This is a genomic window from Streptomyces sp. bgisy159, assembly GCF_965341775.1.
In the GTDB taxonomy this organism is placed as follows: domain Bacteria; phylum Actinomycetota; class Actinomycetes; order Streptomycetales; family Streptomycetaceae; genus Streptomyces.
This window is the reverse complement of sequence record NZ_CBDQZH010000006.1, coordinates 207,869-230,610: the sequence shown is the minus strand read 5'-3', so window position 1 is coordinate 230,610 and position 22,742 is coordinate 207,869. Positions and strand designations below refer to the sequence as shown.

21 protein-coding genes and 1 pseudogene are annotated in these 22,742 nt (G+C 74.8%); 6 read left to right on the top strand and 16 right to left on the bottom strand.

Annotated elements, in window-relative coordinates:
- Both ACSLTV_RS09295 and ACSLTV_RS09290 read left to right on the top strand, forming a co-directional pair.
- Positions 1-474 (top strand): SRPBCC family protein, encoded by a 474-nt coding sequence (locus ACSLTV_RS09295; RefSeq protein ID WP_432139489.1) that lies wholly within the window; start codon positions 1-3, stop codon positions 472-474.
- Between the two features lie 22 nt (positions 475-496).
- A complete protein-coding gene (locus ACSLTV_RS09290; protein ID WP_432139488.1) occupies positions 497-829 on the top strand; it encodes a TcmI family type II polyketide cyclase in 333 nt (110 codons plus the stop codon).
- Between the two features lie 72 nt (positions 830-901).
- On the opposite strand, the gene ACSLTV_RS09285 is transcribed toward ACSLTV_RS09290, so the two are convergent.
- Positions 902-1,930: a methyltransferase gene (locus tag ACSLTV_RS09285; RefSeq protein WP_432139487.1), complete on the bottom strand. Its 1,029-nt coding sequence runs from the start codon at positions 1,928-1,930 to the stop codon at positions 902-904.
- A 41-nt stretch (positions 1,931-1,971) separates the two neighbouring features.
- Positions 1,972-3,033 (bottom strand): right-handed parallel beta-helix repeat-containing protein, encoded by a 1,062-nt coding sequence (locus tag ACSLTV_RS09280; protein WP_432139486.1) that lies wholly within the window; start codon positions 3,031-3,033, stop codon positions 1,972-1,974.
- A 259-nt stretch (positions 3,034-3,292) separates the two neighbouring features.
- On the opposite strand from ACSLTV_RS09280, the gene ACSLTV_RS09275 reads away from it, so the two are divergent.
- Positions 3,293-5,425, top strand: coding sequence for a SpoIIE family protein phosphatase (locus ACSLTV_RS09275; RefSeq protein ID WP_432139485.1), 2,133 nt, complete (start codon positions 3,293-3,295; stop codon positions 5,423-5,425).
- 36 nt (positions 5,426-5,461) lie between these two features.
- On the opposite strand, the gene ACSLTV_RS09270 is transcribed toward ACSLTV_RS09275, so the two are convergent.
- The 3 genes from ACSLTV_RS09270 to katG form a co-directional block, all read right to left on the bottom strand.
- Positions 5,462-6,367 carry a poly-gamma-glutamate hydrolase family protein gene (locus tag ACSLTV_RS09270; RefSeq protein WP_432139484.1) on the bottom strand — a complete coding sequence of 302 codons (906 nt, stop codon included), beginning with the start codon at positions 6,365-6,367 and terminating at the stop codon, positions 5,462-5,464.
- Between the two features lie 49 nt (positions 6,368-6,416).
- Positions 6,417-6,911 (bottom strand): MarR family winged helix-turn-helix transcriptional regulator, encoded by a 495-nt coding sequence (locus tag ACSLTV_RS09265; protein WP_432139483.1) that lies wholly within the window; start codon positions 6,909-6,911, stop codon positions 6,417-6,419.
- A gap of 189 nt (positions 6,912-7,100) precedes the next feature.
- Complete coding sequence (gene katG, locus ACSLTV_RS09260) at positions 7,101-9,290, bottom strand: catalase/peroxidase HPI (RefSeq protein WP_432139482.1); 2,190 nt, start codon at positions 9,288-9,290, stop codon at positions 7,101-7,103.
- A gap of 236 nt (positions 9,291-9,526) precedes the next feature.
- On the opposite strand from katG, the pseudogene ACSLTV_RS09255 reads away from it, so the two are divergent.
- Positions 9,527-9,886 (top strand): annotated as a pseudogene (locus tag ACSLTV_RS09255) (MFS transporter); the annotation flags it as partial.
- A gap of 106 nt (positions 9,887-9,992) precedes the next feature.
- Positions 9,993-10,340, top strand: a complete 348-nt coding sequence (locus ACSLTV_RS09250) for a hypothetical protein (protein WP_432156759.1) — start codon at positions 9,993-9,995, stop codon at positions 10,338-10,340.
- A gap of 97 nt (positions 10,341-10,437) precedes the next feature.
- On the opposite strand, the gene ACSLTV_RS09245 is transcribed toward ACSLTV_RS09250, so the two are convergent.
- The 7 genes from ACSLTV_RS09245 to ACSLTV_RS09215 form a co-directional block, all read right to left on the bottom strand.
- On the bottom strand, positions 10,438-11,283 hold the full coding sequence (locus ACSLTV_RS09245; protein ID WP_432139480.1) for an oxygenase MpaB family protein: 846 nt from the start codon (positions 11,281-11,283) through the stop codon (positions 10,438-10,440).
- A gap of 49 nt (positions 11,284-11,332) precedes the next feature.
- Positions 11,333-11,821, bottom strand: a complete 489-nt coding sequence (locus tag ACSLTV_RS09240; RefSeq protein WP_432139479.1) for an MSMEG_6728 family protein — start codon at positions 11,819-11,821, stop codon at positions 11,333-11,335.
- A gap of 9 nt (positions 11,822-11,830) precedes the next feature.
- Entirely contained in the window at positions 11,831-12,097 is a 267-nt protein-coding gene (locus tag ACSLTV_RS09235; RefSeq protein ID WP_432156702.1) for a DUF2945 domain-containing protein, read from the bottom strand.
- A 143-nt stretch (positions 12,098-12,240) separates the two neighbouring features.
- Entirely contained in the window at positions 12,241-13,125 is an 885-nt protein-coding gene (locus ACSLTV_RS09230; protein ID WP_432139506.1) for an SDR family oxidoreductase, read from the bottom strand.
- 41 nt (positions 13,126-13,166) lie between these two features.
- On the bottom strand, positions 13,167-13,706 hold the full coding sequence (locus tag ACSLTV_RS09225) for a hypothetical protein (protein WP_432139477.1): 540 nt from the start codon (positions 13,704-13,706) through the stop codon (positions 13,167-13,169).
- Positions 13,703-15,364 carry a phytoene desaturase family protein gene (locus ACSLTV_RS09220; protein ID WP_432156701.1) on the bottom strand — a complete coding sequence of 554 codons (1,662 nt, stop codon included), beginning with the start codon at positions 15,362-15,364 and terminating at the stop codon, positions 13,703-13,705. The genes ACSLTV_RS09225 and ACSLTV_RS09220 overlap by 4 nt, the downstream gene beginning before the upstream one ends.
- Positions 15,357-15,866, bottom strand: a complete 510-nt coding sequence (locus ACSLTV_RS09215; protein ID WP_432139475.1) for an SRPBCC family protein — start codon at positions 15,864-15,866, stop codon at positions 15,357-15,359. Before ACSLTV_RS09215 ends, ACSLTV_RS09220 begins: the two co-directional genes overlap by 8 nt.
- Positions 15,867-16,031: 165 nt before the next feature.
- On the opposite strand from ACSLTV_RS09215, the gene ACSLTV_RS09210 reads away from it, so the two are divergent.
- Positions 16,032-17,363 (top strand): glycosyltransferase, encoded by a 1,332-nt coding sequence (locus ACSLTV_RS09210; RefSeq protein ID WP_435611951.1) that lies wholly within the window; start codon positions 16,032-16,034, stop codon positions 17,361-17,363.
- 474 nt (positions 17,364-17,837) lie between these two features.
- Here ACSLTV_RS09210 and ACSLTV_RS09205 read toward each other — a convergent pair whose 3' ends face one another.
- The 4 genes from ACSLTV_RS09205 to ACSLTV_RS09190 form a co-directional block, all read right to left on the bottom strand.
- Entirely contained in the window at positions 17,838-18,824 is a 987-nt protein-coding gene (locus tag ACSLTV_RS09205) for a DMT family transporter (RefSeq protein WP_435611950.1), read from the bottom strand.
- A gap of 24 nt (positions 18,825-18,848) precedes the next feature.
- Complete coding sequence (gene hpnR, locus ACSLTV_RS09200) at positions 18,849-20,345, bottom strand: hopanoid C-3 methylase HpnR (protein WP_435611949.1); 1,497 nt, start codon at positions 20,343-20,345, stop codon at positions 18,849-18,851.
- A gap of 122 nt (positions 20,346-20,467) precedes the next feature.
- On the bottom strand, positions 20,468-21,535 hold the full coding sequence (locus ACSLTV_RS09195; RefSeq protein ID WP_435611948.1) for a glucose 1-dehydrogenase: 1,068 nt from the start codon (positions 21,533-21,535) through the stop codon (positions 20,468-20,470).
- A 225-nt stretch (positions 21,536-21,760) separates the two neighbouring features.
- Positions 21,761-22,606 carry an SDR family NAD(P)-dependent oxidoreductase gene (locus tag ACSLTV_RS09190; RefSeq protein WP_432139470.1) on the bottom strand — a complete coding sequence of 282 codons (846 nt, stop codon included), beginning with the start codon at positions 22,604-22,606 and terminating at the stop codon, positions 21,761-21,763.
- Positions 22,607-22,742: the final 136 nt, after the last annotated feature.

The following is a 22,742-nucleotide window of genomic DNA, read 5'->3' as shown; positions in this document are numbered from 1 at the left end:
ATGGCCGCACACACCGAGAACGAGATCGTCATCGCCGCGCCCGTCGACCTGGTCTGGGACATGACCAACGACCTGGCGAACTGGCCCCGGCTGTTCAGCGAGTACGCCTCCGTGGAGATCCTCTCCCAGGAGGGCGAGCGGACCACGTTCCGGCTGACCATGCACCCCGACGAGAACGGCACCGTGTGGAGCTGGGTCTCGCAGCGGGAGACGGACCGCGCCAATCTCACCGTCAAGGCCCACCGGGTGGAGACCGGCCCCTTCGCCTACATGAACATCCGGTGGCGGTACGAGGAGACCGGCGCGGGCACCCGCATGGTGTGGGTCCAGGACTTCGAGATGAAGCCGGAGGCGCCGGTCGACGACGCCTGGATGACGGACAACATCAACCGCAACTCCAAGGTGCAGATGGCCCTGATCCGCGACCGCATCGAGAAGGCGGCGGCCGAACTCGGGCACGTGCCGAACGACTGAGCCGTACGGAGGACAGCGCACCATGCACCAGGCCCTCATCGTCGCCCGGATGGCCCCCGGGTCGGCCTCCGACATCGCCAAGGTGTTCGCCGAGTCGGACCGGGGCGAACTGCCCCGCCTCGTCGGGGTGAACCGGCGCAGCCTCTTCCAGTTCGGTGATGTGTACATGCACCTCATCGAGTCCGAGAAGGACCCGGGGCCCGCCATCGCCCAGGTCGCCGGCCACCCCGAGTTCCAGCTCGTCAGCGAGCGGCTGTCGGCGTACGTGAGCGCGTACGACCCCGAGACCTGGCGTTCCCCCAAGGACGCCATGGCCCAGCGCTTCTACCTCTGGGAGCGCGACACCGCGGGCTGAGCCCCCGCAACCCACCGGCCGCCGGGCCCGCGACGCTGCGGGCCCGGCGGCCGGGGTCTGCGCGGGGCCGGATCAGCCCGGCACGTGGCAGTCGAAGGCGTGCAGGTACGGGTTGACCGGCCGCACCTCGTCGACGACGAGCCCGGCACCGGTCAGCCGGCTCAGCATGCTCGCCGTCGTGTGCTTCGCCCCGCCGACGTTGAGCAGCAGCAACAGGTCCATCGCCGTGCTGAACCGCATCGAGGGCGTGTCGTCGACCAGGTTCTCGATGACCACGACCCGCGCACCGGGCCCGCCCGCGCCGATGACGTTGGCCAGGGTCCGGGCCGTGCTGTCGTCGTCCCACTCCAGGATGTTCTTGATGACGTAGACGTCAGCCCGGACGGGGACGGCCTCGCGCACGTCACCGGGGACGACGCGGACCCGGTCGGCCAGGTCGCCGCCCTCGCGCAGGCGGGGCACCGCCTTCTCCACCACGCGCGGCAGGTCGAGCAGCGCGCCGCTCATCCGCGGGTACTTGTCCAGCAGGCTCGCCACCACGTGCCCCTGCCCGCCGCCGACGTCCGCGACCGAGGAGCAGCCCGACAGGTCGAGGAGGGCCGCGACATCGCGGGCCGACTGCTCGCTGGAGGTGGTCATGGCCCGGTTGAAGACCTCGGCCGACTCGGGGGCGTCCTCGTTGAGGTACGTGAAGAACTCCTTCCCGTACAGCCCCTCCACGACGTTGCGGCCGGTGCGGACCGCCTCGTCCAGCTGGGGCCAGGCGTCCCAGGTCCACGGCTCCGTGCACCACAGGGCGATGGCGCGCAGGCTGTGCGGATCGTCCTCGCGCAGCAGGCGGGACATCTCGGTGTGGGCGATGCGCCCGTCCGGCCGCTCGGCGAAGACGCCGTAGCAGGACAGCGCCCGCAGCAGCCTCGACAGCGGGCCCGGCTCGGTCTTCACGCCGGCGGCCAGGTCGTCCACCGTCATCGGCTCGTCCCCGAGGGCGTCGGCGACGCCCAGCCGGGCGCAGGCACGCAGCGCGGCGGCGCACGCCGCCCCGAACACCAGCTCCCGCAGCCTCATGGGCGGCGGCGGGGCGGCCTGGGCGGTCGTCACCGGCCGCTTCCCCTCCTCCTCCGGTGCCCCCGGCGCCGCGGTCAGCACAGGCCCGCCGGCTTCGACGCCGCGCACCGGTTGCCCTCGAAGGTGTTGTCCCTCGCGGTGTCCGTGTCGACGAGGTCCGCGGGGGAGTTGCCCCGCAGGACGTTGTCGCTGATCCGGTTGTGCTCGTTGGTGGTGCCGACGAAGCTCTTGAACAGGACGATGCCGCCCGACATGGACGAGGAGCCGGCGTTGTCCCGGACCACGTTCCGGGTCACCAGGGTGTCCTCGGCGCCGGTCACGACGATGCCCGAGCCCTGCAGTGCCTCCAGCCGGTCGGTCTTCGGGCACGACTTGTTGTTGGCCACGACGTGGTTGCCGCGCACGGTCAGGGCGCCGGCCCGCGGCTCGTTCTCGTCGCCGACGACGAACACGCCCGCGCAGTTGCCCGTGATGCGGTTGTCCGCGACGGTGAGGTTGCGCAGCCGCCGGACGGTGACGCCGATCCGGTTGCCCTCCATCCGGTTGTGGGCCACCGACGTGCCCCGGGTGTCCGCCGCGCCCTCCTCGGTCTTGACGGTGTTGGCGAGGAACAGGCCCGCGTCGCCGTTGTCGCGCAGGGTGTTGTGGCGGAACACCCCGCGCACCGAGCGCTCCTGGGCGATGCCCCACACGCCGTTGCCGACGGCGGTGACTCCGCGCACGGTCAGCCGGTCGGTGGCCATGGCGAACACGCCCGAGCGGGTGAAGCCGGTCACGGTCAGGGAGGCGACGGTGACGTCCTCGACGTCGTGGTCCTTGGTGCCGATCACGCAGATGCCGTTGCCGCCCTCGGCGCAGCTGCCGGCTGCGGCCTTCTTGGTGCCCGGCCGGATCACGGTCTGGCCGCCCAGGCCGCGCAGGGTCAGTCCGGGGGTGCTCACCTTCACGCTCTCGTGGTAGACGCCGGCCGTCAGCTGGACGACGTCCCCGGGGGCGGCGGCGTCCACCGCTTTCTGGATGGACTGGCCGGGCCGCACCACGTGGACCGTGGGGTGCGCGGCGGGTGGGGCGGCCCCGAGGGCCGTACCGACGAGTGCTGCTGTGCATGCCAGGTAGGCAATGTGACGTTTACTCATATATGGGACGTTATGTCCACCGGGGCGGAGGTGGCGGCTCCGCTAGGCCATCCAGCGGTGTGTCCCAGGCGTCCGCCGCCGCCCGGCCCCCACCGCCGGCCCCCCCGGGCGGCTCCGGCGGTGCGCGGCAGGGAGGGGTCGGCGTACGTTGGAGGCGTGCCCGGACACGGCTGGACCGGCTGTGCGTCGCCGCGGGCGAGGCCCCGGCGCGGCGCGGTCGCCTGCCGCCGACCGTCCGGCCACGACGCCGGAGGCCGCGGTGTCCGGCGCCGCTGACGAGTCCGCGCAGGCCGGCCTGCTGGACGGGACGCTGGTGGACACCGTGCTGCAGGCCGGTGCCTCGGCCGGCGCGGTGTACCTGCTCGACGCGTCGCAGCAGGTGCTCGGCCTGCTCGTGGTGTGCGGCATTCCGGCGGAGATGGCCCTGCCGTGGCACCGGGTGCCCGTGAGCGCCCCCGTGCCGGTGGGCGAGGCCGTCCAGCGGGACCGCCTGGTGTGGGTGGCCTCCCAGGAGGACATGGCCCGCACCTATCCGCGGGCCGCCGCGAGCCTGCCGTACCGCTTCTCGCTCGCCGCCGTTCCGGTGCCCGGCCGCACCCACTGCCGGGGTGCCCTGCTCCTGATGTGGCCCGCCAGCCACCCGCCGTCCGCCTCCCGGCGCGAGCAGGGCTACATCGCCTCGGCCGCCCGGCGTATCGGCCGCGTCCTCGACGAGGCCCCCGTTCCGCCCACCCTGCCCGACCGGCCCCGCCTGCTCCCCGTCGGCCTGCCCCGCCCCTACAGCGAGCCCGCGCAGGCCGCGGCGGACTATGCCGAGCGCCTGCCTGAAGGCGCCGTCGCCCTCGATCTGGAGGGCCGGATCACCTTCCTGACCGACACGGCCGCGGCCCTGCTCGGCCGCGACAAGGACCAGCTGCGGGGCACCCGCCCCTGGCAGGCCCTGCCCTGGCTGGACCAGCCCGTCGCCGAGGACCACTACCGCACGGCCGTCATCAGCCGGGACCCGGTCGCCTACACCGCGCTGCGCCCCCCCGACGTCTGGCTGCGCTTCGAGCTCTACCCGGACGCCAGCGGCATCAGCGCCCGCGTCACCCGGGCCCCGGCGCCCGAGACGGGCGAGCCGCCGCCCGCCTCCAGCCCGCGCGGCCCCGCCGGGCTGCCCGCGGACCGGGCCCAGGCCGGCCGCCTCTACCAGCTGATGCACCTGGCCGCGGCCCTGACCGAGACCGTCGCGGTGCGCGACGTGGTGGAACTCATCGGAGACCAGGTGCTGCCCGCCTTCGGCGCCGACGGCCTCGTCCTGTCCGCCGCCGAGGCCGGCCGCCTGACGATCACCGGATACCGCGGCTACGACCAGGACAGCATCGACCGCCTCGACGGTCTGCCCCTGGACACCGACCTCACCCCCGCCGGCCAGGTGCTGGCCGACGGTCTGCCCGCCTTCTTCACCAGCCCCGAGGAGATGGCCCGCCGCCACCCCCAGGCACCGCGGATCAGCGGAAAGAAGGCCTGGGCCTTCCTCCCCCTGCTGATCTCCGGCCGCCCCGTCGGCTGCTGCGTCCTCTCCTACGACCGCCCCCGGGTCTTCAGCGCCGAGGAACGCGCCGTTCTCACCTCGCTGGCCGGCCTGATCGCCCAGGCGCTGGACCGCGCCCGCCTCTACGACGCCAAGCACGACCTCGCCCACACCCTGCAGGAGGCCCTGCTCCCGCGCAGCCTGCCGACCGTGCCCGGGCTCCAGGTCGCCGCCCGCTACCTGCCCGCCACCCGCGGCATCGACGTCGGCGGCGACTTCTACGACCTCATTCGCCTCGACGCGACCACCGCGGCCGCCGTCATCGGTGACGTGCAGGGCCACAACGTCGCCGCCGCCGCCCTCATGGGCCAGGTGCGCACCGCCATCCACGCCACCGCCGGGGCCCCGCCCGACCAGGTCCTCGCCCGTACCGACCGGGTCCTGGCCGACCTGAAGAGCGACCTGCTCGTGTCCTGCCTCTACGCCCACATCGACCTCGCGCGCGGGCAGGCCGCGGTGGCCAGCGCCGGCCACCCCAGCCCCCTGCTGCACCGCCCCGGTTCTCCGGCCGCCCCCGTGCCCCTCGACCCCGCTCCCATGCTCGGCACCGACCTCGGCGTCCCGCACAGCGTCACCACCGTCCCGCTGACCGGCGGCACCACCCTCGCCCTGTACACCGACGGCCTCGTCGAGGTTCCCGGCCGCGACATCGAGCACACCACCACCGACCTGGCCGTGCCCCTGACCGACCACGCCGACCAGGACCTCGACGCGCTCATCGACACGCTGCTGCACCGCGTCTGGCCCACCGGCCGGCACACCGACGACATCGCCCTGCTCCTGCTGCGGACCGCACCGCCCCCACCGCCCGCCTGAGCGGGGGCGGGCGGCGGGCACGCCGCGCGCGGAGCCTCAGACGGAGTCCAGGCCGCGCTCGTGGTTCCGGATCGCCTCGCGGACGGCGCCGACGAAGCCGTTCCAGAAGTGGTCGGCGTAGGGGCTGTCGGCGCTCGGCACGCCGGCCGTCGCCCGGCGCGCGGCGGCCCCGGAGAAGTCGCCGAACATGGCCTTGCGCAAGGCCGTGGACAGCTCCAGCTGGGCGCCCGCGCCGGTACGGGTCCGGTTGACGATGTTGGCCGGGTCGTCGCCGTTGATGGGGTCGGTGGCGCCCGCGAGGACCACCGTCACCTCGTGGTCGGCGTCGGTCGCGGGCGAGGTCAGCCCGTGCCGCGCGAAGGCCGCCAGCAGATTGCGCCGGAGCCGGGCGTCCCGGCCGCCGATGACGATCTTCTTCACGTCCGGGTCGCTGAAGCCGTGCAGCGAGACGGCGTACAGGTTGCCGGCGCAGACGGCGAGCGCGGCCGGGTCGTCGCAGTGGGTCGACGTGACGTGCTGCACGGCGGAGTTCGCCAGCGCCTCGAACATCCAGTAGTCCCGCTGCGGCTCTCCCGGCAGCGCCGCGTCGGCGGGGTCGGAGTCGGTCGCGAAGGGCGTGTACCCGGCGACCGCCAGGCACAGTTCGCTCGTACCCGCCTCGATCCCGCCGCCGTGCGGGGCGATCACCGCCGTGCTGGTGACGGGGCTGCTCGTAGCGCGGGCGTTGTCGGTGAGCGGGGCCGGCGTGCCCGTGCGGAACCGGCGTACCCAGTCGATGCCCTCCCGGTCGGCGGTGAGCGTGTACAACTCCGAGTTGGACGCGTACCGGTCGGCCGCCGCGGCCGGCGTGGCGCCGCCGCCGGCCACGGAGTTGAGGGTGGGCAGAGCCGCGGCGACGGTGGCGACGGAGGCGAGGACGGTGCGTCTGCTGGTCTTGTTCACTAAGTGATCCTCCACGACGCTCCGAGCATCCCCCGAGGCGGGTGCGCCGTCAGGGAAGCCGGGGCAGGGCGTCGCGGGTCGCGTGGTTCAGGACGCGCAGGTCCTCGGTGAAGCTGTCCCGGTTCTCGAACGGCAGCGGCTCCAGGAGGTGGCGTCTGACGTTCTCCACGTGTACCCGGCAGGCCGCGACCGCCGTCTGCTCACCCTTGGGTGTGAGCCGGACGAGCCGGCCGCGCCGGTCGCCGGGATCCTCGGTCCGTTTCAGCAGCCCGGCCTCCTCCATCCGGTTCACCAGGCGCGTGGCGCCCCCGGTGGTCAGCACCTGCTCCTGGGCCACGGTGCGCATGGACAGCCCGGGCCGGCCCGCCCGGCCCAGCGCCAGCAGCACCTCGAACATCAGGTGGCTGATGCCGCACTCCCGCCGCAGCTCCCGGTCCAGGAGGTACTCCAGCCGGTGCGCGACCCCCCGCAGCCGCCCGAAGGCCAGCACCAGCGGCTCGTTCGCGGCCTCCTCGGCCGTCGAGACCTCCACCTGCTCGTCCATCTCCCGGCCCACCCTTCAGATCACGCCGTGTGCCGCGGGGACGACAAGAACGACGAGAACGACGAGAACGACGGGGACGCCGCCGTAGGACGAGGCCCCAGGACCGTACGTCCGGGACCTCGGTGCCGGGCATGCTCCCCGTCCCCTCCCGCCCCTCCCGTCGCCTCCGGCACAGCGGCTCGGCCGGGCTCAGGACAGGTCGAACCGGTCCAGGCACATCACCTTGTCCCACGCCGCCACGAAGTCCCGGACGAACTTCTCTCCCGCGTCGTGCGCCCCGTACACCTCCGACAGGGCCCGCAGCTGGGAGTGCGCCCCGAGCACGAGGTCGACGGCGGTGGCGGTCCACTTGATCTCGCCGGTGACCCGGTCCCGGCCCTCGAACACGTTCTCGTCCGAGGCCGACGCCTTCCACTGCGTGCCCATGTCGAGCAGGTTGACGAAGAAGTCGTTGGTCAGGGCCTCCGGCCGATCGGTGAGGACACCGTGCGCCGAGCCCCGGAAGCCGGCGTTCAGTGCCCGCATACCGCCGATCAGAACCGCCATCTCGGGGGCGGTCAGGGTCAGCATGTTGGCGCGGTCCAGCAGCAGCGTCTCGGGCGACAGCTTCTCGCCCGCCCGGACGTAGTTGCGGAACCCGTCCGCCCTGGGTTCGAGCACCGCGAACGACTCCACGTCCGTCTGCTCCTGCGAGGCGTCCGTGCGCCCCGGCGCGAACGGGACGGTGACGTCGTGCCCGGCGTTCCTCGCGGCCTGCTCGACGGCCGCGCAGCCGCCGAGGACGATCAGGTCGGCCAGCGAGATCCTCGTGCCGTCGGACCTGGAGCGGTCGAAGTCCTGCCGGATCCCCTCCAGCGTCCGCAGCGTCTCGGCCACCTCGGGGACGTCGTTCACCTCCCAGTCCTTCTGCGGCGCCAGCCGGAGGCGCGCCCCGTTCGCCCCGCCGCGCTTGTCGGTGCCCCGGAAGCTCGCCGCCGACGCCCAGGCGGTCGTGACCAGCTGGGGGACGGTGAGGCCCGAAGCGAGAACCGTGCGCTTGAGGGCGGCGACGTCCTCGTCCGTGACCAGGGGGTGGTCCACGGCGGGGACCGGGTCCTGCCACAGCTGCGGCTCGGGGATCCACGGGCCCAGATACCGGGAGACCGGCCCCATGTCGCGGTGCAGCAGCTTGTACCAGGCCTTGGCGAACGCCAGGGCCAGCTGGTCCGGGTTCTCGTGGAAACGCCGCGCGATCGGCCCGTAGACGGGGTCCAGCTTCAGCGCGAGATCCGTCGTCAGCATCATCGGGGCGTGCCGCTTCGAGGGATCGTGCGCGTCGGGCACGCTGTCCCGGGCCGCCGGGTCAGTGGGCGTCCACTGCTTCGCGCCGGCGGGGCTCGTCGTCAGCTCCCACTCGTAGGTGAGGAGATTGTCCAGGTAGCCGTTGTCCCACCGGGTCGGCTCCGTGGTCCAGGCGCCCTCCAGCCCGCTGGTGAGGGTGTCGGCGCCGGTGCCCTTGCCGTGGGTGTTCCGCCAGCCGAGTCCCTGCTGCTCCAGGGGGGCGCCCTCGGGCTCCGGCCCCAGGTACGAGGGGTCGACCGCGCCGTGGCACTTGCCGAAGGTGTGCCCGCCGACGATGAGGGCGACGGTCTCCTCGTCGTTCATCGCCATCCGGCCGAAGGTCTCGCGGACGTCCCGGGCGGCGGCCAGCGGGTCCGGGTTGCCGTTCGGGCCCTCCGGATTGACGTAGATCAGGCCCATCTGCACGGCGCCGAACGGGTTGGCGAGCTCCCGGTCCCCGCTGTAGCGCTCGTCACCGAGCCAGGTGTCCTCGGGCCCCCAGAAGATCTCCTCGGGTTCCCAGATGTCCTCCCGCCCGAAGCCGAACCCGAACGTCTCGAAGCCCATCGACTCCAGCGCGCAGTTCCCGGTGAACACCAGGAGGTCGGCCCAGGAGATCTTCCGTCCGTACTTCTGCTTCACCGGCCACAGCAGCCGGCGCGCCTTGTCCAGGCTCGCGTTGTCCGGCCAGCTGTTGAGGGGGGCGAAGCGCTGGGCGCCCGAACCGCCGCCGCCCCGGCCGTCGGCGATGCGGTAGGTGCCGGCCGCGTGCCAGCTCATGCGGATGAAGAGCGGCCCGTAGTGGCCGTAGTCGGCGGGCCACCAGTCCTGGGACGTCGTCATCACCTCCATCACGTCCCGCTTCAGTGCGTCGACGTCGAGGGTCGCGAACTCCTTCGTGTAGTCGAAATCCGCGTCCATCGGGTTCGCGCGGGGCGAGTGCTGGTGGAGAACCTGGAGGTCCAGCTGATTCGGCCACCAGTCCCGGTTGGTCCTCGGCCGGGTCGGTGTGGGGGTCGGGGAGGGGACCGCTGGGTTCTCGCTCTCGCTACCGGACATGCCCGTCCTTCTTTCCTGTCTCGCTGTTCCTCTGCCGGTGCTGCCCTTGGGGTTCGTACGTCGCGACGTCCTCATGCTCGCGCACCGGGCACCGCACCGCTACGAAACACGCAGGGCGGTGACCGGCACGACCGGGTGGAACGTGCGACTCCCGCCCGGCTCGTCCGGGCGCGGGATCAGCGGCCGGGGACGGCCGGCCCGGTGGTGACCGTCGAGACGAAGGCCGGGCGGCCGTCCTGCTCGCGCACCCGCTGCTGGACCTGCGCCTCTTCCGCTCCGGCGCCTTCACCTCCTCGCTGCTCGTGCTGATGCTGGCGATGGCCACCATGGGCGGCAGCTACCTCTTCATCACCGGGTTCCTGCAGATGGTCGAGGGGCTCTCACCCACCGCCGCCGGCCTGTGGATGGTGCCCTCCGCGCTGGCCTCGATCGTGGCGGCGATGATCGCCCCCGGCCTGACCAGGCGCCTGCCGATGGGCGTGGTGATCGGCGGCGGTCTCGTCCTGACCACCGTCGGCTACCTCCTGGTCGCGTTCGTCGACCCGGTGGGCGGCCTGCCGCTGCTGATCATCGGTTTCGTCATCGCCTTCTTCGGCACGGGACCCATCGGCGCCCTGGGCACCAACCTCGTGGTGAGCTCCGCGCCCCCCCGAGAAGGGCGGCTCGGCCGCCTCCCTGTCCGAGACCAGCGGGGAGTTCGGGGTGTCGCTCGGCGTCGCCGCCCTCGGCAGCCTGGGCACCGCCCTGTACCGCGACGACATCACCGTCCCGCGTGGGGTGCCGGCCGAGGAGGCCGAGGCCGTCCGAGGCGGCATGGAGGGTGCGGTCGTCGCCGCCCAGCACCTGCCCGCCGGCCTGCGCGAGCAGGTGCTCGCCGCGGCGCGTGAGGCGTACACCTCAGGACTCAACGTGGTCGGTGTCGTGTGCGCCTCGCTCGTCGCGGTCACGGCGGTCCTCGCGGTGACCCTGCTGCGCAAGGTGGGCGGCGCCGCCCCGCAGCAGCCCGAGCCGGCCGACGCCCCGCAGGAGTCGGTACCGGCCGGCTCCTGACCGGCTGACCCACGGCACGGGCCCTCGCCGAACGGGACGCTGCTCGGGCCACGCCGGCCGGCCCCGCGCCGGCCGGTGGCCGACGGCGGCCCGGGACTCACCCCGGCGGGGCCATCACCCAGCGGATGGTCCGGGTCAGGGCCTGGCCGGTGGGGCGTACGGTGAGGTCCTCGACCACCGGGATCCGGGGCAGCCACAGCATGGCACGCGCCCAGGGCGGCAGCAGGGCGACGGCGTTGGCTGCCAGCCCGCCGTACAGCGGCCGTACCGGGAGCGGCAGAGGAGGCCGCAGCAGCAGGAAGCGCGCGGTGGCGCGGGCGTCGGGGCCGACCCGCAGCTCCGGCCGGTAGGCCGCCAGGCACTCGGACAGCTCGCGCCGGTCGCGCGGGGGATCGCACACACCGAGCGCCTCGGCGACGCGCGCGGTGTCGGCGACGTAGGCGTCGTAGCCGGCGGCGTCCAGCGGGTGGGCGCCGAAGCGCTCGTGGGCCCGCAGGAAGCTGTCCGTCTCGGCGGCGTGCACCCAGCCGAGGAGATGCGGATCGGCGGCGTGGTAGGGCACCCCGTCGGCCGTCGTGCCGCGGATGCGCTCGTGGATGGCGCGCACGGCGTCGACCGCCTGCTGGGCGTCCCCGGCGGTGCCGTACGTCGTCACGGCCAGGAACGTGCTGGTGCGCTGCAGCCGGCCCCACGGGTCGCCGCGGTACCCCGAGTGCCCGGCCACCGCGGCCATGGCGAGCGGGTGCAGCGACTGCAGCAGCAGCGCGGTCAGCCCGCCGATGAACATCGACGCGTCGCCGTGCACCGTGCGGATCGGGCGCTCCGGACCGAACCAGCGCGGGCCCGGGGTGTCGTGGATGCGGGCGCGCTTGGCCGGTCCGTCCGGGCCGGCGACCCGGCGGAACAGGGCCCGGCCCAGCTGTTCGCGGACTTCGGTCAGCACGGTCGGCCTCCCCTCTGCCTCCCAGTGTCCGCCCTCGCGGCGGTCCCGGTCACCGGCCGGAGGTCACCGGCCCGCCCGTGCGGTCCGAGGCCGGCCAGACGTACGGCAGGTCGTCGGGAACCCCCGCGAAGACACCGGCGTAGGCCTCGCGGTCCTTGCGCAGGAGCGCCGAACGGTGGCTCTCGTGGAACGGCTCGTCACCCAGCCACGGCGGCAGCTCACCGGCGCGCGCCAGCTCGTCCTGGTCACGGACCGGGGCACCCGGCCGGAGCCCGGCCAGCCCGGCGACCAGCGACGCGGCGCAACTGTCCTGGTGGCCCCGCTCCCGCCAGACGCGGCAGATCTCCAGGCCGTAGCGGACCAGGGCCTCCTCGTACCCGGTCCACATCCGGACCGCCGGATGGTGCCGCCACCCGTAGCCGGGCACGGTCAGGCCCCGCAGCACCTGCAGCGCCTCGACCCGCTGCTTGCCCAGCCGCCGCCGGTCCAGCAGCAGCGCCGTGCGCCGGAAGTCCGCGTCGGGCAGGAACGTCTGCATCGGCGCGGCTCACTTCTCGTGCAGCGCGGACGGCTTGTGAACCGCCGTCCTGCCGGACTTCTCGCTGCGCACCTCGTACTGCGGTTCCTCGGGCGAGGCGGCCACGGTCCGGCCGGCGGCCTCGGTACGCCGGGTGATCTTCCGCTCGACCGTGCCCTCGGCGGTGCCGCCGTGGCTCTTCCAGGTCACCTCCTCACCCGCCGCGAACGCGTCACCGCCGTCGGCCTTCCCCGTCTTCCCCGTCTTCCCTGTCGTCCTGCGCGCCTTCTTGCTCATCGCGGCACCTCGTTCCGGTCGACTGCGAAAGGGCTCCGTACCTCTGCTTCGGCACCGCGGCGTGCTTCGGATGCGCCCCGCGCCCCGCCGGTCCGGGCGGCCGGCGGCACCGCGTCCCCCGGCGTCGCGCCGTGTGCGGGCGGTCAGGCGCCCGGTGGCACGGACGCCGCGCGGTCGGCGAGGCCGCCGGCACCGAGCGGGCCGGTGAACTCGAAGGGGGTCTCGGCCTCCAGACGGGGCAGTTCCCGGCGCGCCACACGCAGCACCACGGGTGGCAGGGCCGCGCGCACCGGCTGGGTCAGCCGGAGCCACGCCGGCGCGTACACCGCCGTACGACGGCGTTCCAGGGCCCGGACGACACGGGCGGCGACGGTCTGCACCGGGTACACCCGGCGGGCGGGCGGCGGCATGTGGGCGCGCAGCTCGCGCAGCACGGCGTACCGGTCGGCATCGCGGATCATGTCGGTGTCCGTCCAGTTGAGGTAGGCGATGCCCACCCCCACACCCCGGTGGGCCACCTCCGCCCGCAGCGCGTGCGTGAAGGACTCCACGCCGGCCTTCGAGGCGCAGTAGGCGCTCATCAGGGGAGCGGCGCCGATCGACGCGAGCGAGGCGATCTGGAGGAAGTAGCCCGCCGTGCCGAGCAGATCCGGCAGGAACGCACGGGCCGTGTTCGCGCTGCCGACGAGGTTGACGTCGATGACGCGGGACCAGGCGGCCGGATCCGTGGCGAGGAACGGGCCGCCCTGGGCGACGCCCGCGTTCGCCACCACGGCCGAGCACCGGCCGAGCGCGGCCCGCACCGTGCCGGCCGCCGCGTCCAGCGCGGCGGTGTCGGTGACGTCCGCCTCCACGGCCAGCGCCGGGCCCGGCAGGGACGCGGCCACCGCCTCCAGGGCCGCCTTCTCGTGGCCGAGCAGCGCCACCCGGGCTCCGCGCCGGGCCGTCTCGTGGGCCAGCGCCGCGCCCAGGCCTCGGGCGGCCCCGGTGACGACGACGGTCCGGCCGGCCAGCGGACTGCTGCGCAGGGAGTCCATCGGACGCCCTCCTTCCCGGTGGGTCGGGTGGGTCAGGTCTCGTCGGCGGACGGCCGCGCCGTGTGGTGCGGATGCCCGGGGGTTCGGCGGGCCTCCTTCAGCTCCGCCTCGTACAGGTGGTCGCGGCCCGCGGCCAGCTCCCGCACCACGCTCGCCTCCAGCTGCCGGAACGGCTCGTAGTAGGTGGTGTCGTAGGCCTCGACGACCTGGAACGTCCAGTGCCCCGGGATCACGTTGCGGCCGAGGATCTCCGAGCGGACCTTCTCCGCCCACTCGGGGTGGCCGGCCTCGTGCAGCAGCCGGACCGCGCGGTCCAGCTGCAGGTCGGCCGTCCCGGTCAGCTGGTGGAAGTCGTACAGCCGGCCCCTGGCCCGCTCGGTCGTCTCCAGCGCCTTGGACAGTGCTCCGAGGGCCTCGACGGTCGTGTCGTCCACGCCGGCGGGCCGCCGGTGGGCGCGGTCGGGGCCGAGGCCGTCGGCGCCGACCGGCGCGTGGCGGCCGTCGGGGTCTTCGAGCGTGCCGGGGGCGTCGGGGTCTTCGCAGGCGCCGGGGATGTCCTCGTAGCCGTTCATGGGTCCTCCTTGCCGGCCGGGCCGCCCGGCGGGGCGGACCGGCGTCGGGTTCCGGTGCGGTCACGGTGGGCCAGCAGCCGCTGCGCCTGGGCGAGGCCGGGCGGCCGGTGGCGGCGCAGGGCGGCCCGCGCCGCGTTGGCGCCCGGCGCGCCGTGCACCCCGCCGCCCGGGTGGGCCCCCGCGGAGGCCAGGAACAGGCCGGGCACCGGGGTCTCCGGGCGCCCGGTGCCGGGCAGGGGGCGGAACACGAGCTGCTGGTGCATCGCGGTCGTGCCCCCGTTGATGGCGCCGTCGGACAGATTGCGGTCCAGCGCCTGGAGGGCCGGCGGCGAGAGGACGCGGCGGGCGCGGACCAGGGAGCGGAACCCGGGGGCGAACCGCTCCACCTGGCGTTCCACACGGTCGGCCATGCGCTCGCGGTCCGCGGCGTCCCACCGGCCGGTGACGCCCTCCTCCCCGGCGTCGGCGCGGACGCTGCGCGGGAGGTGGGTGTAGGCCCAGGCCGACTCGGTGCCGAGCGGGGACCGGCCGGCGTCGGCCGTGGTCATCTGGCCGAACAGCAGGAAGGGCCGGTCCGGGACCTCGCGCATGGCGATCTGCGCGGCGAAGCGGGTCAGTTCGTCCATACCGTCGGCGAGGTGCACGGTGCCGGCCCGCGACGCCTGCTCCGCCCGCCACGGCACCGGGCCGTCCAGCGCCCAGTCCACCTTGAACGTGGCGAAGTCCCACTGGAAGCGGCGCAGGTCGTCCAGGAGCTGCGCCGGCAGCACACCCGGGTCGAGCAGTTCGCCGTAGAGGGCCGGCACCGACACGTCCGCCAGCACCGCCCGGCGCGCCGGCACCGCGGCGCCGGCCGCCGTGCGCACGCCGACGGCCCGCCCGCCCCGGACGACGATGTGCTCGACGCGCTGCCCGCAGCGCACCTGCCCGCCCCGGGTCCGCAGGCGCCGGACGAGGGCGTGGGTCAGCGCCCCGGCGCCGCCGACCGGGACCGGGAAGCCGTACGTCTGCCCCAGCATCGCCATCAGCCAGCCGAAGCCGCCGCTGCCGGCGGCCTCCGGGGCGAGGTCGGCGTGCAGGGCGTTGCCCGCCAGCAGCAGCCGTCCGCCCTCCCCGTGGAACTCCTCCTCGCCGAGCCGGCGCACCGGCAGCACCAGGGACCGCGCCAGGCGCAGGCCGCCCGCCGCCCGCAGCCGCAGCGCCAGCCGGGCCCCCGCCCGCACGGGCGGGAACGGGGTGAACAGGGCGTCCAGCAGATCGGGACGCAGGGACTCCCACACCTCGTGCAGCCGCCGCCAGGCTGCCCCGTCCCCCGCCGCGAACGCCTCCAGGGAGGCGGCGGTGGTCCCGACGTCGCGGTCCAGGACGGCGCAGCCGCCGCCGGTGAGGGGATGCGCCAGGACGCTCGGCGCGTGGCTCCACCGCAGCCCGTGGTCCTCCGGGCGCAGCCCGGCCAGCACCGGAGAGGCGGCGGCCAGCGGATAGAACGAACTGAACAGGTCGTTGACGAAGGCCGGGTCCACCCCACGGTCGTGGCGCACCGCGCCGCCCGGATCGGGCTGCTCCTCCAGCACCTCCACGCTCCACCCGGCGTCGGCCAGCAGATTGGCGGCGACCAGGCCGTTGGGGCCGGCGCCGACCACCACGGCGTCAGGCATGGCCGACCCCGTCCGTGTCCCGCGCCGCCGACGCGACCGGCGGCCGCCGCGCCGCGCGGCGGCCCTCGCCCGCCTCCCGCTCGCACAGCCGCGCCAGACGGGCCAGCATGGCCGTGTGGCGCACCAGGATCAGCGCCTCGAAGCCGACGTTGTGCAACAGACCGCCCGCCCCCCGCAGCGGGTGCTCGTCGACGATCACCAGACAGTGCTCGCCCCACGGCCGCAGCTCGATCGCTATGCGCGCCGTGCCGAGGGGACCGGCGTCCGCCTCCAGCTCCAGGCGCACGTCCTCCTCGCAGTGGCGGACGACCGTCTCGTTGGACAGGCGCACCGGCCCGAGCCGGATCTCGTAGCGGATCGCCGCACCGGTGTCCGGCCACCGGCCGCGCACCGGACGGGACTGCGACGTCCCCACCACCCACTCCGCGTACCGCCGGCCGTCGGCGAGGACGTCCCACACGGTGCTCGGGCCGACATGGACCAGACGATGGCGAACGGCCACGGATACCTCCTGTGTCGGCGCACTCCGCTGCGCCACGGGCGTGACGCACAGACGTATTCGGCCCGGACACGGTGCCCGGATGCGGTCGGCCCCGGTCGCTCCGGTGCCCCGGCGCGGCTCCCGCGCACCCGTGCGAGGCCGCGCGCTTCGGGTACCCGGCGGACCATGGGCGAGACACGAGCCGCAGGGGAGGGCGCCGCGGGGGCGCCGGCCGGTCCGCTGTCCGTGGCGGTGCTGGTGGAGCTGGTCCGCAGCCGTTCGGCGGGCGGCCACGTCAAGTGCTGGGAGCGGTTCGCCGAGGCGGCGGCCGCCGCGTCCCGGGGCGGCCACACCGCCGTCGACCTCACCGTGTACGTCCTCGGCGACCACGAGTACGTCGAGCCGCTGTCGCCCCGCGTCCGGTTCGTCGGCCTGCGGCCGGTACTGAGCACCGCGCCGCTGACGCGGGCGATCGGCGGCGACGTCGCCGACATGGCGCCGTACCACCCCCGGCTCGCCCGGCTGCTGCCGCGCCACGACGTCTGGCACCTCACCCACACCTTCGCCTTCGCCGCCACGGCCGGCCGCCTCGCCCGCCGCGCGTCCCGGTCGGGGGCCGGGCGCCCGGGGCTCGTCTGCTCGGTGCACACCGACGTGCCGGCGCTGGCCTCCGTGTACGTACGGCAGCTGGCCCGGCGCGTGCCACGGCCCGCGGGCCCGGCCGCGCGCGGGGCGTCCGAGTTCGTCGGCACGGTCGTGCGGTGGCGGCGGGACCGCCTGCTGCGGATGTGCGACCGGGTGCTGGTCGGGTCCTCACAGGACCGCGCGGAGATCGAGGCGGTGGTGGGGCGGGAGCGGGTGGCCCTGCTGCGGCGCGGGACCGACCACGAGCGGTTCGGCCCCGACCCCACCGCCCGGGACGCGCTGGCCCGGGAGCACGGGATACCCGGCGACCGGCCGCTCGTGCTGTTCGCGGGGCGGGTGGACGAGACCAAGCGGGTCTGGACGGTCGCCGAGGCGGTGCACCGCGTACGGCAGCGGCGGCCGGTGCATCTGGTGGTGGCCGGCGCCGGTGCGGACGCCGGGCGGATCGCCCGCCTCCTCGGCCCCGACGTCACGCTGCTCGGCGCCCTCGCCCAGGAGCGGCTCGCCGGCGTCTACGCGGCGTGCGACCTGTTCGCCTTCCCGTCCCGGACCGAGACGGTCGGCAACGTGGTCGCCGAGGCGATGGCGAGCGGGCTGCCCGTCGTCCTGCCGGAGGGCGCCCGGACCACCCAGTGGCTCGCCGAGCCGGGCGCCGACGGCCTGGTGGTGCGCGACGACGACCCCACCGGCTGGACCCGCGCGCTGGACACCCTGCTGGCGCACCCGGACCGCCGCCGCGCCATGGGCCTGCGGGCCGCCGCCACCGCCCGCGAACGGCACCCCAGCTGGGGCCGTGTCCTCACCGAGGACCTCCTGCCCGCCTGGCACGAGGCCGCGGCCCGCGGCACCCGCCCGCACCCCCGCCGAGCCTGACCCCGGCACCGGTCCTGGCCCTGACCCCGGCACCGGGCCTGGCCCTGGCCCCGGCACCGGGCCTGGCCCTGGCCCCGGCACCGGTCCTGGCCCTGACCCCGGCTCGGGCCCTGGCCCCCCGCGCCGCCGGCGGCCTGATGCCGTCCCGGGCGCCGTGACGGGCCGGTGCGGGAGGCGTCGCCGTCGGTGTGGGGCCGGCCGGGCCCCCGGTCGTGCGGAGGCGGGTGGTTGTCCTGGCGGTGTCCGGTGCGGCCGGGCCCGCGCAGCGGGTGGCGTGCGTGCCTGCCTTGGCCGCGGTGCCGCTTCGCGGGGGGGCGCCGGTCGTCGTCCTCGCCGTGGGGCGCGGCCGTCCGCGAAGGGCCCGTCCGCGAAGGGCCCGTCCGCGAAGGGGCGTACGGGGCGGCGCCGACGGCGGGGGAGCGGGGGCGGCAGGCCGGCCCGGTGGCGGCCGCCGGGGGGCGGCCGGTGTGCCGGTCACGCGCGTCCGTCGGGGGCCGCTTCGGCCGTCGAGGTGCCCGCGTCCCGGTCCGTCTCACCGTCCGTCTCGCCGTCCGGGTCGTCGTCGCCCTCGTCGTCGGCCGCCTCGTTCCGGCCCCGGCGCTCCTGGCGGTGCAGGGCGGCCACCACGGGGGAGGAGTCCAGGCTGACGATGCCGGAGAGGGCGAGGACGACACCGAGGACCGTGAGGGGCGTCGCCACCGGACCCAGGTACAGGGACTCGCCGAACAGGACCGTCCCGGCGGCGATCGCGACCGCCGGTTCCGTCATGTCGAGCACCGTCATCGACGCGGCGAGCGGCCCCTCCTGGAAGGCGCTCTGGATGAGCAGCAGCCCGCCGACGCTGACTGCGACGAGCAGGTACGTCTGCCAGGCCGTCGCGACGGCGGCCACCCCCTGGTCGAACCGGGACACGGTGACGCTCAGCAGCACCGACTGGAAGCCCATCACGACACCGGCGGCCAGCGCGGTCGCCGACGCCTGCCACGCACCGGCCGTCGACCGGCGCACGGACAGCGCGGCCAGGACCACCCCGCCGACCGCGCCCAGCGTCCACAGCCACGGGCCGAGACCCACGTCCGGGCGGGCACCGCCGTGCGGACGCGCCGTCGACAGCGCGAGGGCCAGCCCGCCCGCGACCGCGAGGACGCCTCCCCACTCGCGGGCTCCGAGCCGGGTCCGCGCCAGCCGCGCGGACAGCGGGATCGCGAAGACCAGCTCGGTCACGATCAGCGGCTGCACCAGACTGAGCGGCCCGAACGCCAGCGCCAGCGACTGGAACCCGTACGCCAGGACGGCCAGGCCGATGCCGGCCAGCCACGCGGGCTGCCGGGCCAGCTGCCGCAGCAGCCGCCACGACAGCGTCTCCGTGTCGGGCCGGGCACTGGCGGCCCGCTGCTGCAGCACCCCGGCGAGGGCGAAGCAGGCACCGGCGGCCAGCGCGGCGAGGACGGCGATCGTCATGACAGGGGCGGCCGTCGGGGACGGTCAGTCGGGCGCGCCGGGCGACTTGGTGCGGGAGGCGGGCCGACTGTGGATGTAGAGCAGCCGCCGGTCGTCGACGGGGCGGTGCGAGGGAAGCGGCAGTTCGTAGCGCACCGGCCGGGAGTGGTCGGCGATCTGGCGGCGCGGGTTGTAGACACTGTTGAACTTCCACAGCATGCGCGCGAAGTTGGTCTGGCCGTGCAGCAGGTTGCGGCCGAGGATCCGCCCGGCGCCCAGCGCGGTGCTCAGACCGAGGTGCTTGCGGTTGATGACGGACTGGGTGCGCACCAGCTCCTGGTAGAAGACGTCCAGGGGCAGCGTCGTGGGGACGACGGCGTGCTGGATGTCGAAGAGGCGGTAGTCGCGGGTGGTCAGCCGGCGCGACTCGGTGTGCCAGATCTCGGTGCCCGGGTACGGGGTCATCACCGTGAGGTGGACGATCTCCGGCACGGACAGGGCGAACTCGCGCACCAGCCGGAACCGGTCGACGTCCCAGGCCGGGTCGACGATCAGGTTGATGGCGACGTTGATGCCGAGCTTGCGGGCCACCTCCAGCGCGCGGAAGTTGTCGTCGGGGTTGACGCGCTTGCGGAACTGGTCCAGGCCCTCGGCGTCCAGGGCTTCCATGCCGAGGAACATGTAGCGCAGGCCCAGCCTCGACCAGCGCTCGAACACCTCGGTGTTGCGCAGCAGGACGTCCGCGCGGGTCTCCAGGTAGTACTGCTTGTCGATCCTGCGGCGCTCGATCTCGGCGGCGATCGCGTCGCCGTGCTCCGGGCGGATGAAGGCGACGTCGTCGACGATGAAGACGTTGGGCTCCCGGATCGAGGCCAGTTCCGCGGCCGCGGCCTGCGGTGACGCCTTGCGGTAGCTGCGGCCGTAGAACGTCCAGGCGGAGCAGAACGAGCAGTCCCAGGGGCAGCCGCGGGTGAACTCGATGGAGGCGCAGGGGTCGAGTTCCCCGATGAAGTACTTGCGCCGCTTGCGCATCAGGTCGCGTGCGGGCAGCGGACTGTCGATGCTGTGCAGCATCTGCGGGGCCGGCCCGCGGCCGTCGGCGGTGACCAGCCCGGGTACGCCGTCCACGCCCCCGTCCCGCACCGCCTCCAGGAGCGGGGCGACGGCGGGTTCGCCCTCACCGCGCACCACGGCGTCGACGCTGCCCTCACCCTGTTCCAGCACGTCCTGGGCGACGAACGAGACGCTGTGGCCGCCGAAGAAGACGAAGCACCCCGGCACGGTCGCCTTGGCGCGGTGGGCGATGCGGATCGCCTCGGGGATGTTGGCCAGGTAGTTCAGGGAGACCCCGAGCGCCTGCGGGCGGAACGACCGGAGTTCGGCGTCCAGGTGCTTGTGGTTGAGGACCTGGAGGTCCACCACCCGCACCTCGTGACCGGCCTTGCGCGCGGCGGCGGCCACCCGTTCGAGGCCGAGTGGTTCGAGGCGCAGGAAGATCTCCGAGTACATCAGGGCGCTGGGGTGGACGAGCAGCAGTCTCATGGATCACCTCGGACGATGGCGGGCTGTCGTTGGGTGTCCCCGTCCACACGCGCCGAAACGACGGGGAGCGCGGACCCACCCGGATGGTGGAGTCCCGCCGCGGCGGGTGCCGGCGGGCGCCGTCACGGCGCCGAGCCGGACCCGTCGAGGGTGATGACGGTCTTGATGTCGTCGGGCCGTGGGGTGAACGCCTCGGCCAGTCGCTCCAGCGGGACCCGCCGGGTGACGATCCGCTCCAGCCAGGCCGCGTCCGCCCCGGCCAGCGCCTCGGCAGCCTGCCGGTAGTGATCCAGGTTGGCGTTGACGGAGCCCACCACCGCGTCGTTCTCCAGCACGATCTCCCGGTTCACCGACCCGGCGTCCACGGTCAGCCGGCGTCCCGCCGGGGAGACACCCGTCAGGCAGACGATGCCGTACGGGGCGGTGCCCTCGATCGCGCTGAAGACCAGGCGGCCCACCCCGGTGGCCTCGATGACGATGTCGGGGCGTACGGCGGCCAGGACGTCGTCGACGTCCCCGGTGTGGTACTCGGCGCCCAGGTCGGCCACCAGCTTCGGCTTGGGTCCGTCGGTCACCCGGTCCAGGACGTGGACGTCGAGGCCGCGCCGGCTGCCCAGCAGGGCGGCCAGCAGCCCGATGGGCCCGGCCCCGGTCACCAGGACCCGCCGGGGCTCGAACCAGGCCCGGGCGCCGACCCGCTCCACCTGCTCCCACGCCTTGGCGACCACGCTGGTCGGCTCCATCAGGACCCCGGCGCGGGACAGCCGGGGGTCGACGCGGACCGCGTAGGGAACCGGTACGGTCCACACCTCGGCGCCGTAGCCGTCCGCCTGCTTGATGCCCCGCTCGGTGTACCGGCCGTTGCGGCACATGTCGAACTGGCCGTGCGCGCACGCCCCGCACGGCACCGGGTCGGGGCGCCGCACCACCCCCGCGACCAGGTCGCCGGGCGTGAAGCCGCTGCCGGCGGGGGCCTGCCGGACCCGGCCCAGGGACTCGTGCCCCAGCACCAGCCGGTCCCGGCCGGGCGGGGCCCAGCCGTAGGCGCCGGAGACGATCTCCCGGTCGGTGCCGCAGACGCCCACCGCGAGCCCGTCGACCAGCAGGTCGTCGGGACCGGGCGACGGTTCGGGCAGCTCGGACAGGGCGACGGAGCCCTCCCGTCCTGGCGACACGGTCACGGCGCGCATCGTGGTCCTCCCTGAGGTGCGATGTCGTACTGGCGGGTGTGGAGTACCACCGATCCGCCGGAGTACCACCGGTCTGCCGGAGTACCACCGGTCTGCCGGAGTGCCGCTGTCCGCCGGGCCCCTGGACCCCTGAGCCCTTGAACCGCGGTCCGCCGGGCCGCGGTCCGCCGCCGTCCCGCCGATCCGCTGCCTGCGCCGGACCGTCGGCCGCTCCGCGGCACGGGCTCAGCCGAACCGGGCGGCCAGTCGGCGGTACAGCGCAGGTACGGTGCCGTGCACCCGGGCGGGCAGCCGCAGCCAGCCGGGCACGTACACCTCGTCCCGGCCCCGGTGTACGGCGCGCAGCACGGCGTCCACCACCCGTTCCGGGGACACCGGCCGGGGGCGCCGACGCGGGTAGGGCGCGCCGCGCCGCTCGAAGAAGGGGGTGTCGACCACGCCGGGGACGACCAGGGTGACGCCCACGCCGGTGCCCCGCAGCTCGTAGCGCAGGGCGTCGGCGAACGCGGCGAGGGCGGCCTTGGCGGCGGAGTAGACGGCCTCGCCCCGCACCCCGACGGAACCGGCCACCGAACCGATGAGCACCACCCGGCCGGCGCGGGCCTCGACCATGTGCGGCAGCAACTGCCGCACCAGCCGCATGGTGGCGAGCAGGTCGACGTTGACGACCTCGTCGATGGAGGACGCCGGCATGGAGCTGAACTCCCCGGCCCAGCCGATGCCCGCGCCCGCCACCAGGAGGTCCATCCGCCCGCTGTGGTGGAGTGCGAAGTCGGCGAGCCCGCGGTCCGCGCCGGGGCGGGTGAGATCCACCGGGTAGGGGACGGCGGACGCCTCGGCGGCGACCCGGTCGAGGCGCGCAGCGTCGCGGCCGTTGATGACGAGCCGCCAGCCGCCCTCGCCCAGCCGGCGGGCCAGGGCCGCGCCGATGCCCGAGGACGCGCCCGTCACCAGGGCGGTCTTCTGCCGTGTCGCGCGTTCGGTGGGGTGCCGCACCCGCACGGGTGCCGCCGGATGCTCGGTCAGCGAGGTCCCGGTGCGGGGGCGGGGGCCGGGTGCTGCGTGCGACATGGCGGCTGACCTCGGTGTGTGCGGCGGTCCCGCGGGAACGGCGGACGGGTTGCCGTCGGTCCACGGCTCCGGGCGGACGGGTGAGAGAGGTATCCCGGCCCGTACCGTCCGAAACACCCGCTTTCACCCCATCGTC

What these genes read in the sequence shown, in the direction of transcription:
- ACSLTV_RS09205 (WP_435611950.1), bottom strand. Translation starts at nt 18,824, where the DNA reads ATGACGATCGCCGTCCTCGCCGCGCTGGCCGCCGGTGCCTGCTTCGCC.
- ACSLTV_RS09265 (WP_432139483.1), bottom strand. Translation starts at nt 6,911, where the DNA reads ATGGACGAGCAGGTGGAGGTCTCGACGGCCGAGGAGGCCGCGAACGAG.
- ACSLTV_RS09290 (WP_432139488.1), top strand. Translation starts at nt 497, where the DNA reads ATGCACCAGGCCCTCATCGTCGCCCGGATGGCCCCCGGGTCGGCCTCC.
- ACSLTV_RS09195 (WP_435611948.1), bottom strand. Translation starts at nt 21,535, where the DNA reads ATGCGCGCCGTGACCGTGTCGCCAGGACGGGAGGGCTCCGTCGCCCTG.
- ACSLTV_RS09225 (WP_432139477.1), bottom strand. Translation starts at nt 13,706, where the DNA reads ATGAACGGCTACGAGGACATCCCCGGCGCCTGCGAAGACCCCGACGCC.
- katG (WP_432139482.1), bottom strand. Translation starts at nt 9,290, where the DNA reads ATGTCCGGTAGCGAGAGCGAGAACCCAGCGGTCCCCTCCCCGACCCCC.
- ACSLTV_RS09280 (WP_432139486.1), bottom strand. Translation starts at nt 3,033, where the DNA reads ATGAGTAAACGTCACATTGCCTACCTGGCATGCACAGCAGCACTCGTC.
- hpnR (WP_435611949.1), bottom strand. Translation starts at nt 20,345, where the DNA reads ATGAGACTGCTGCTCGTCCACCCCAGCGCCCTGATGTACTCGGAGATC.
- ACSLTV_RS09220 (WP_432156701.1), bottom strand. Translation starts at nt 15,364, where the DNA reads ATGCCTGACGCCGTGGTGGTCGGCGCCGGCCCCAACGGCCTGGTCGCC.
- ACSLTV_RS09235 (WP_432156702.1), bottom strand. Translation starts at nt 12,097, where the DNA reads ATGAGCAAGAAGGCGCGCAGGACGACAGGGAAGACGGGGAAGACGGGG.
- ACSLTV_RS09295 (WP_432139489.1), top strand. Translation starts at nt 1, where the DNA reads ATGGCCGCACACACCGAGAACGAGATCGTCATCGCCGCGCCCGTCGAC.
- ACSLTV_RS09240 (WP_432139479.1), bottom strand. Translation starts at nt 11,821, where the DNA reads ATGCAGACGTTCCTGCCCGACGCGGACTTCCGGCGCACGGCGCTGCTG.
- ACSLTV_RS09190 (WP_432139470.1), bottom strand. Translation starts at nt 22,606, where the DNA reads ATGTCGCACGCAGCACCCGGCCCCCGCCCCCGCACCGGGACCTCGCTG.
- ACSLTV_RS09210 (WP_435611951.1), top strand. Translation starts at nt 16,032, where the DNA reads ATGGGCGAGACACGAGCCGCAGGGGAGGGCGCCGCGGGGGCGCCGGCC.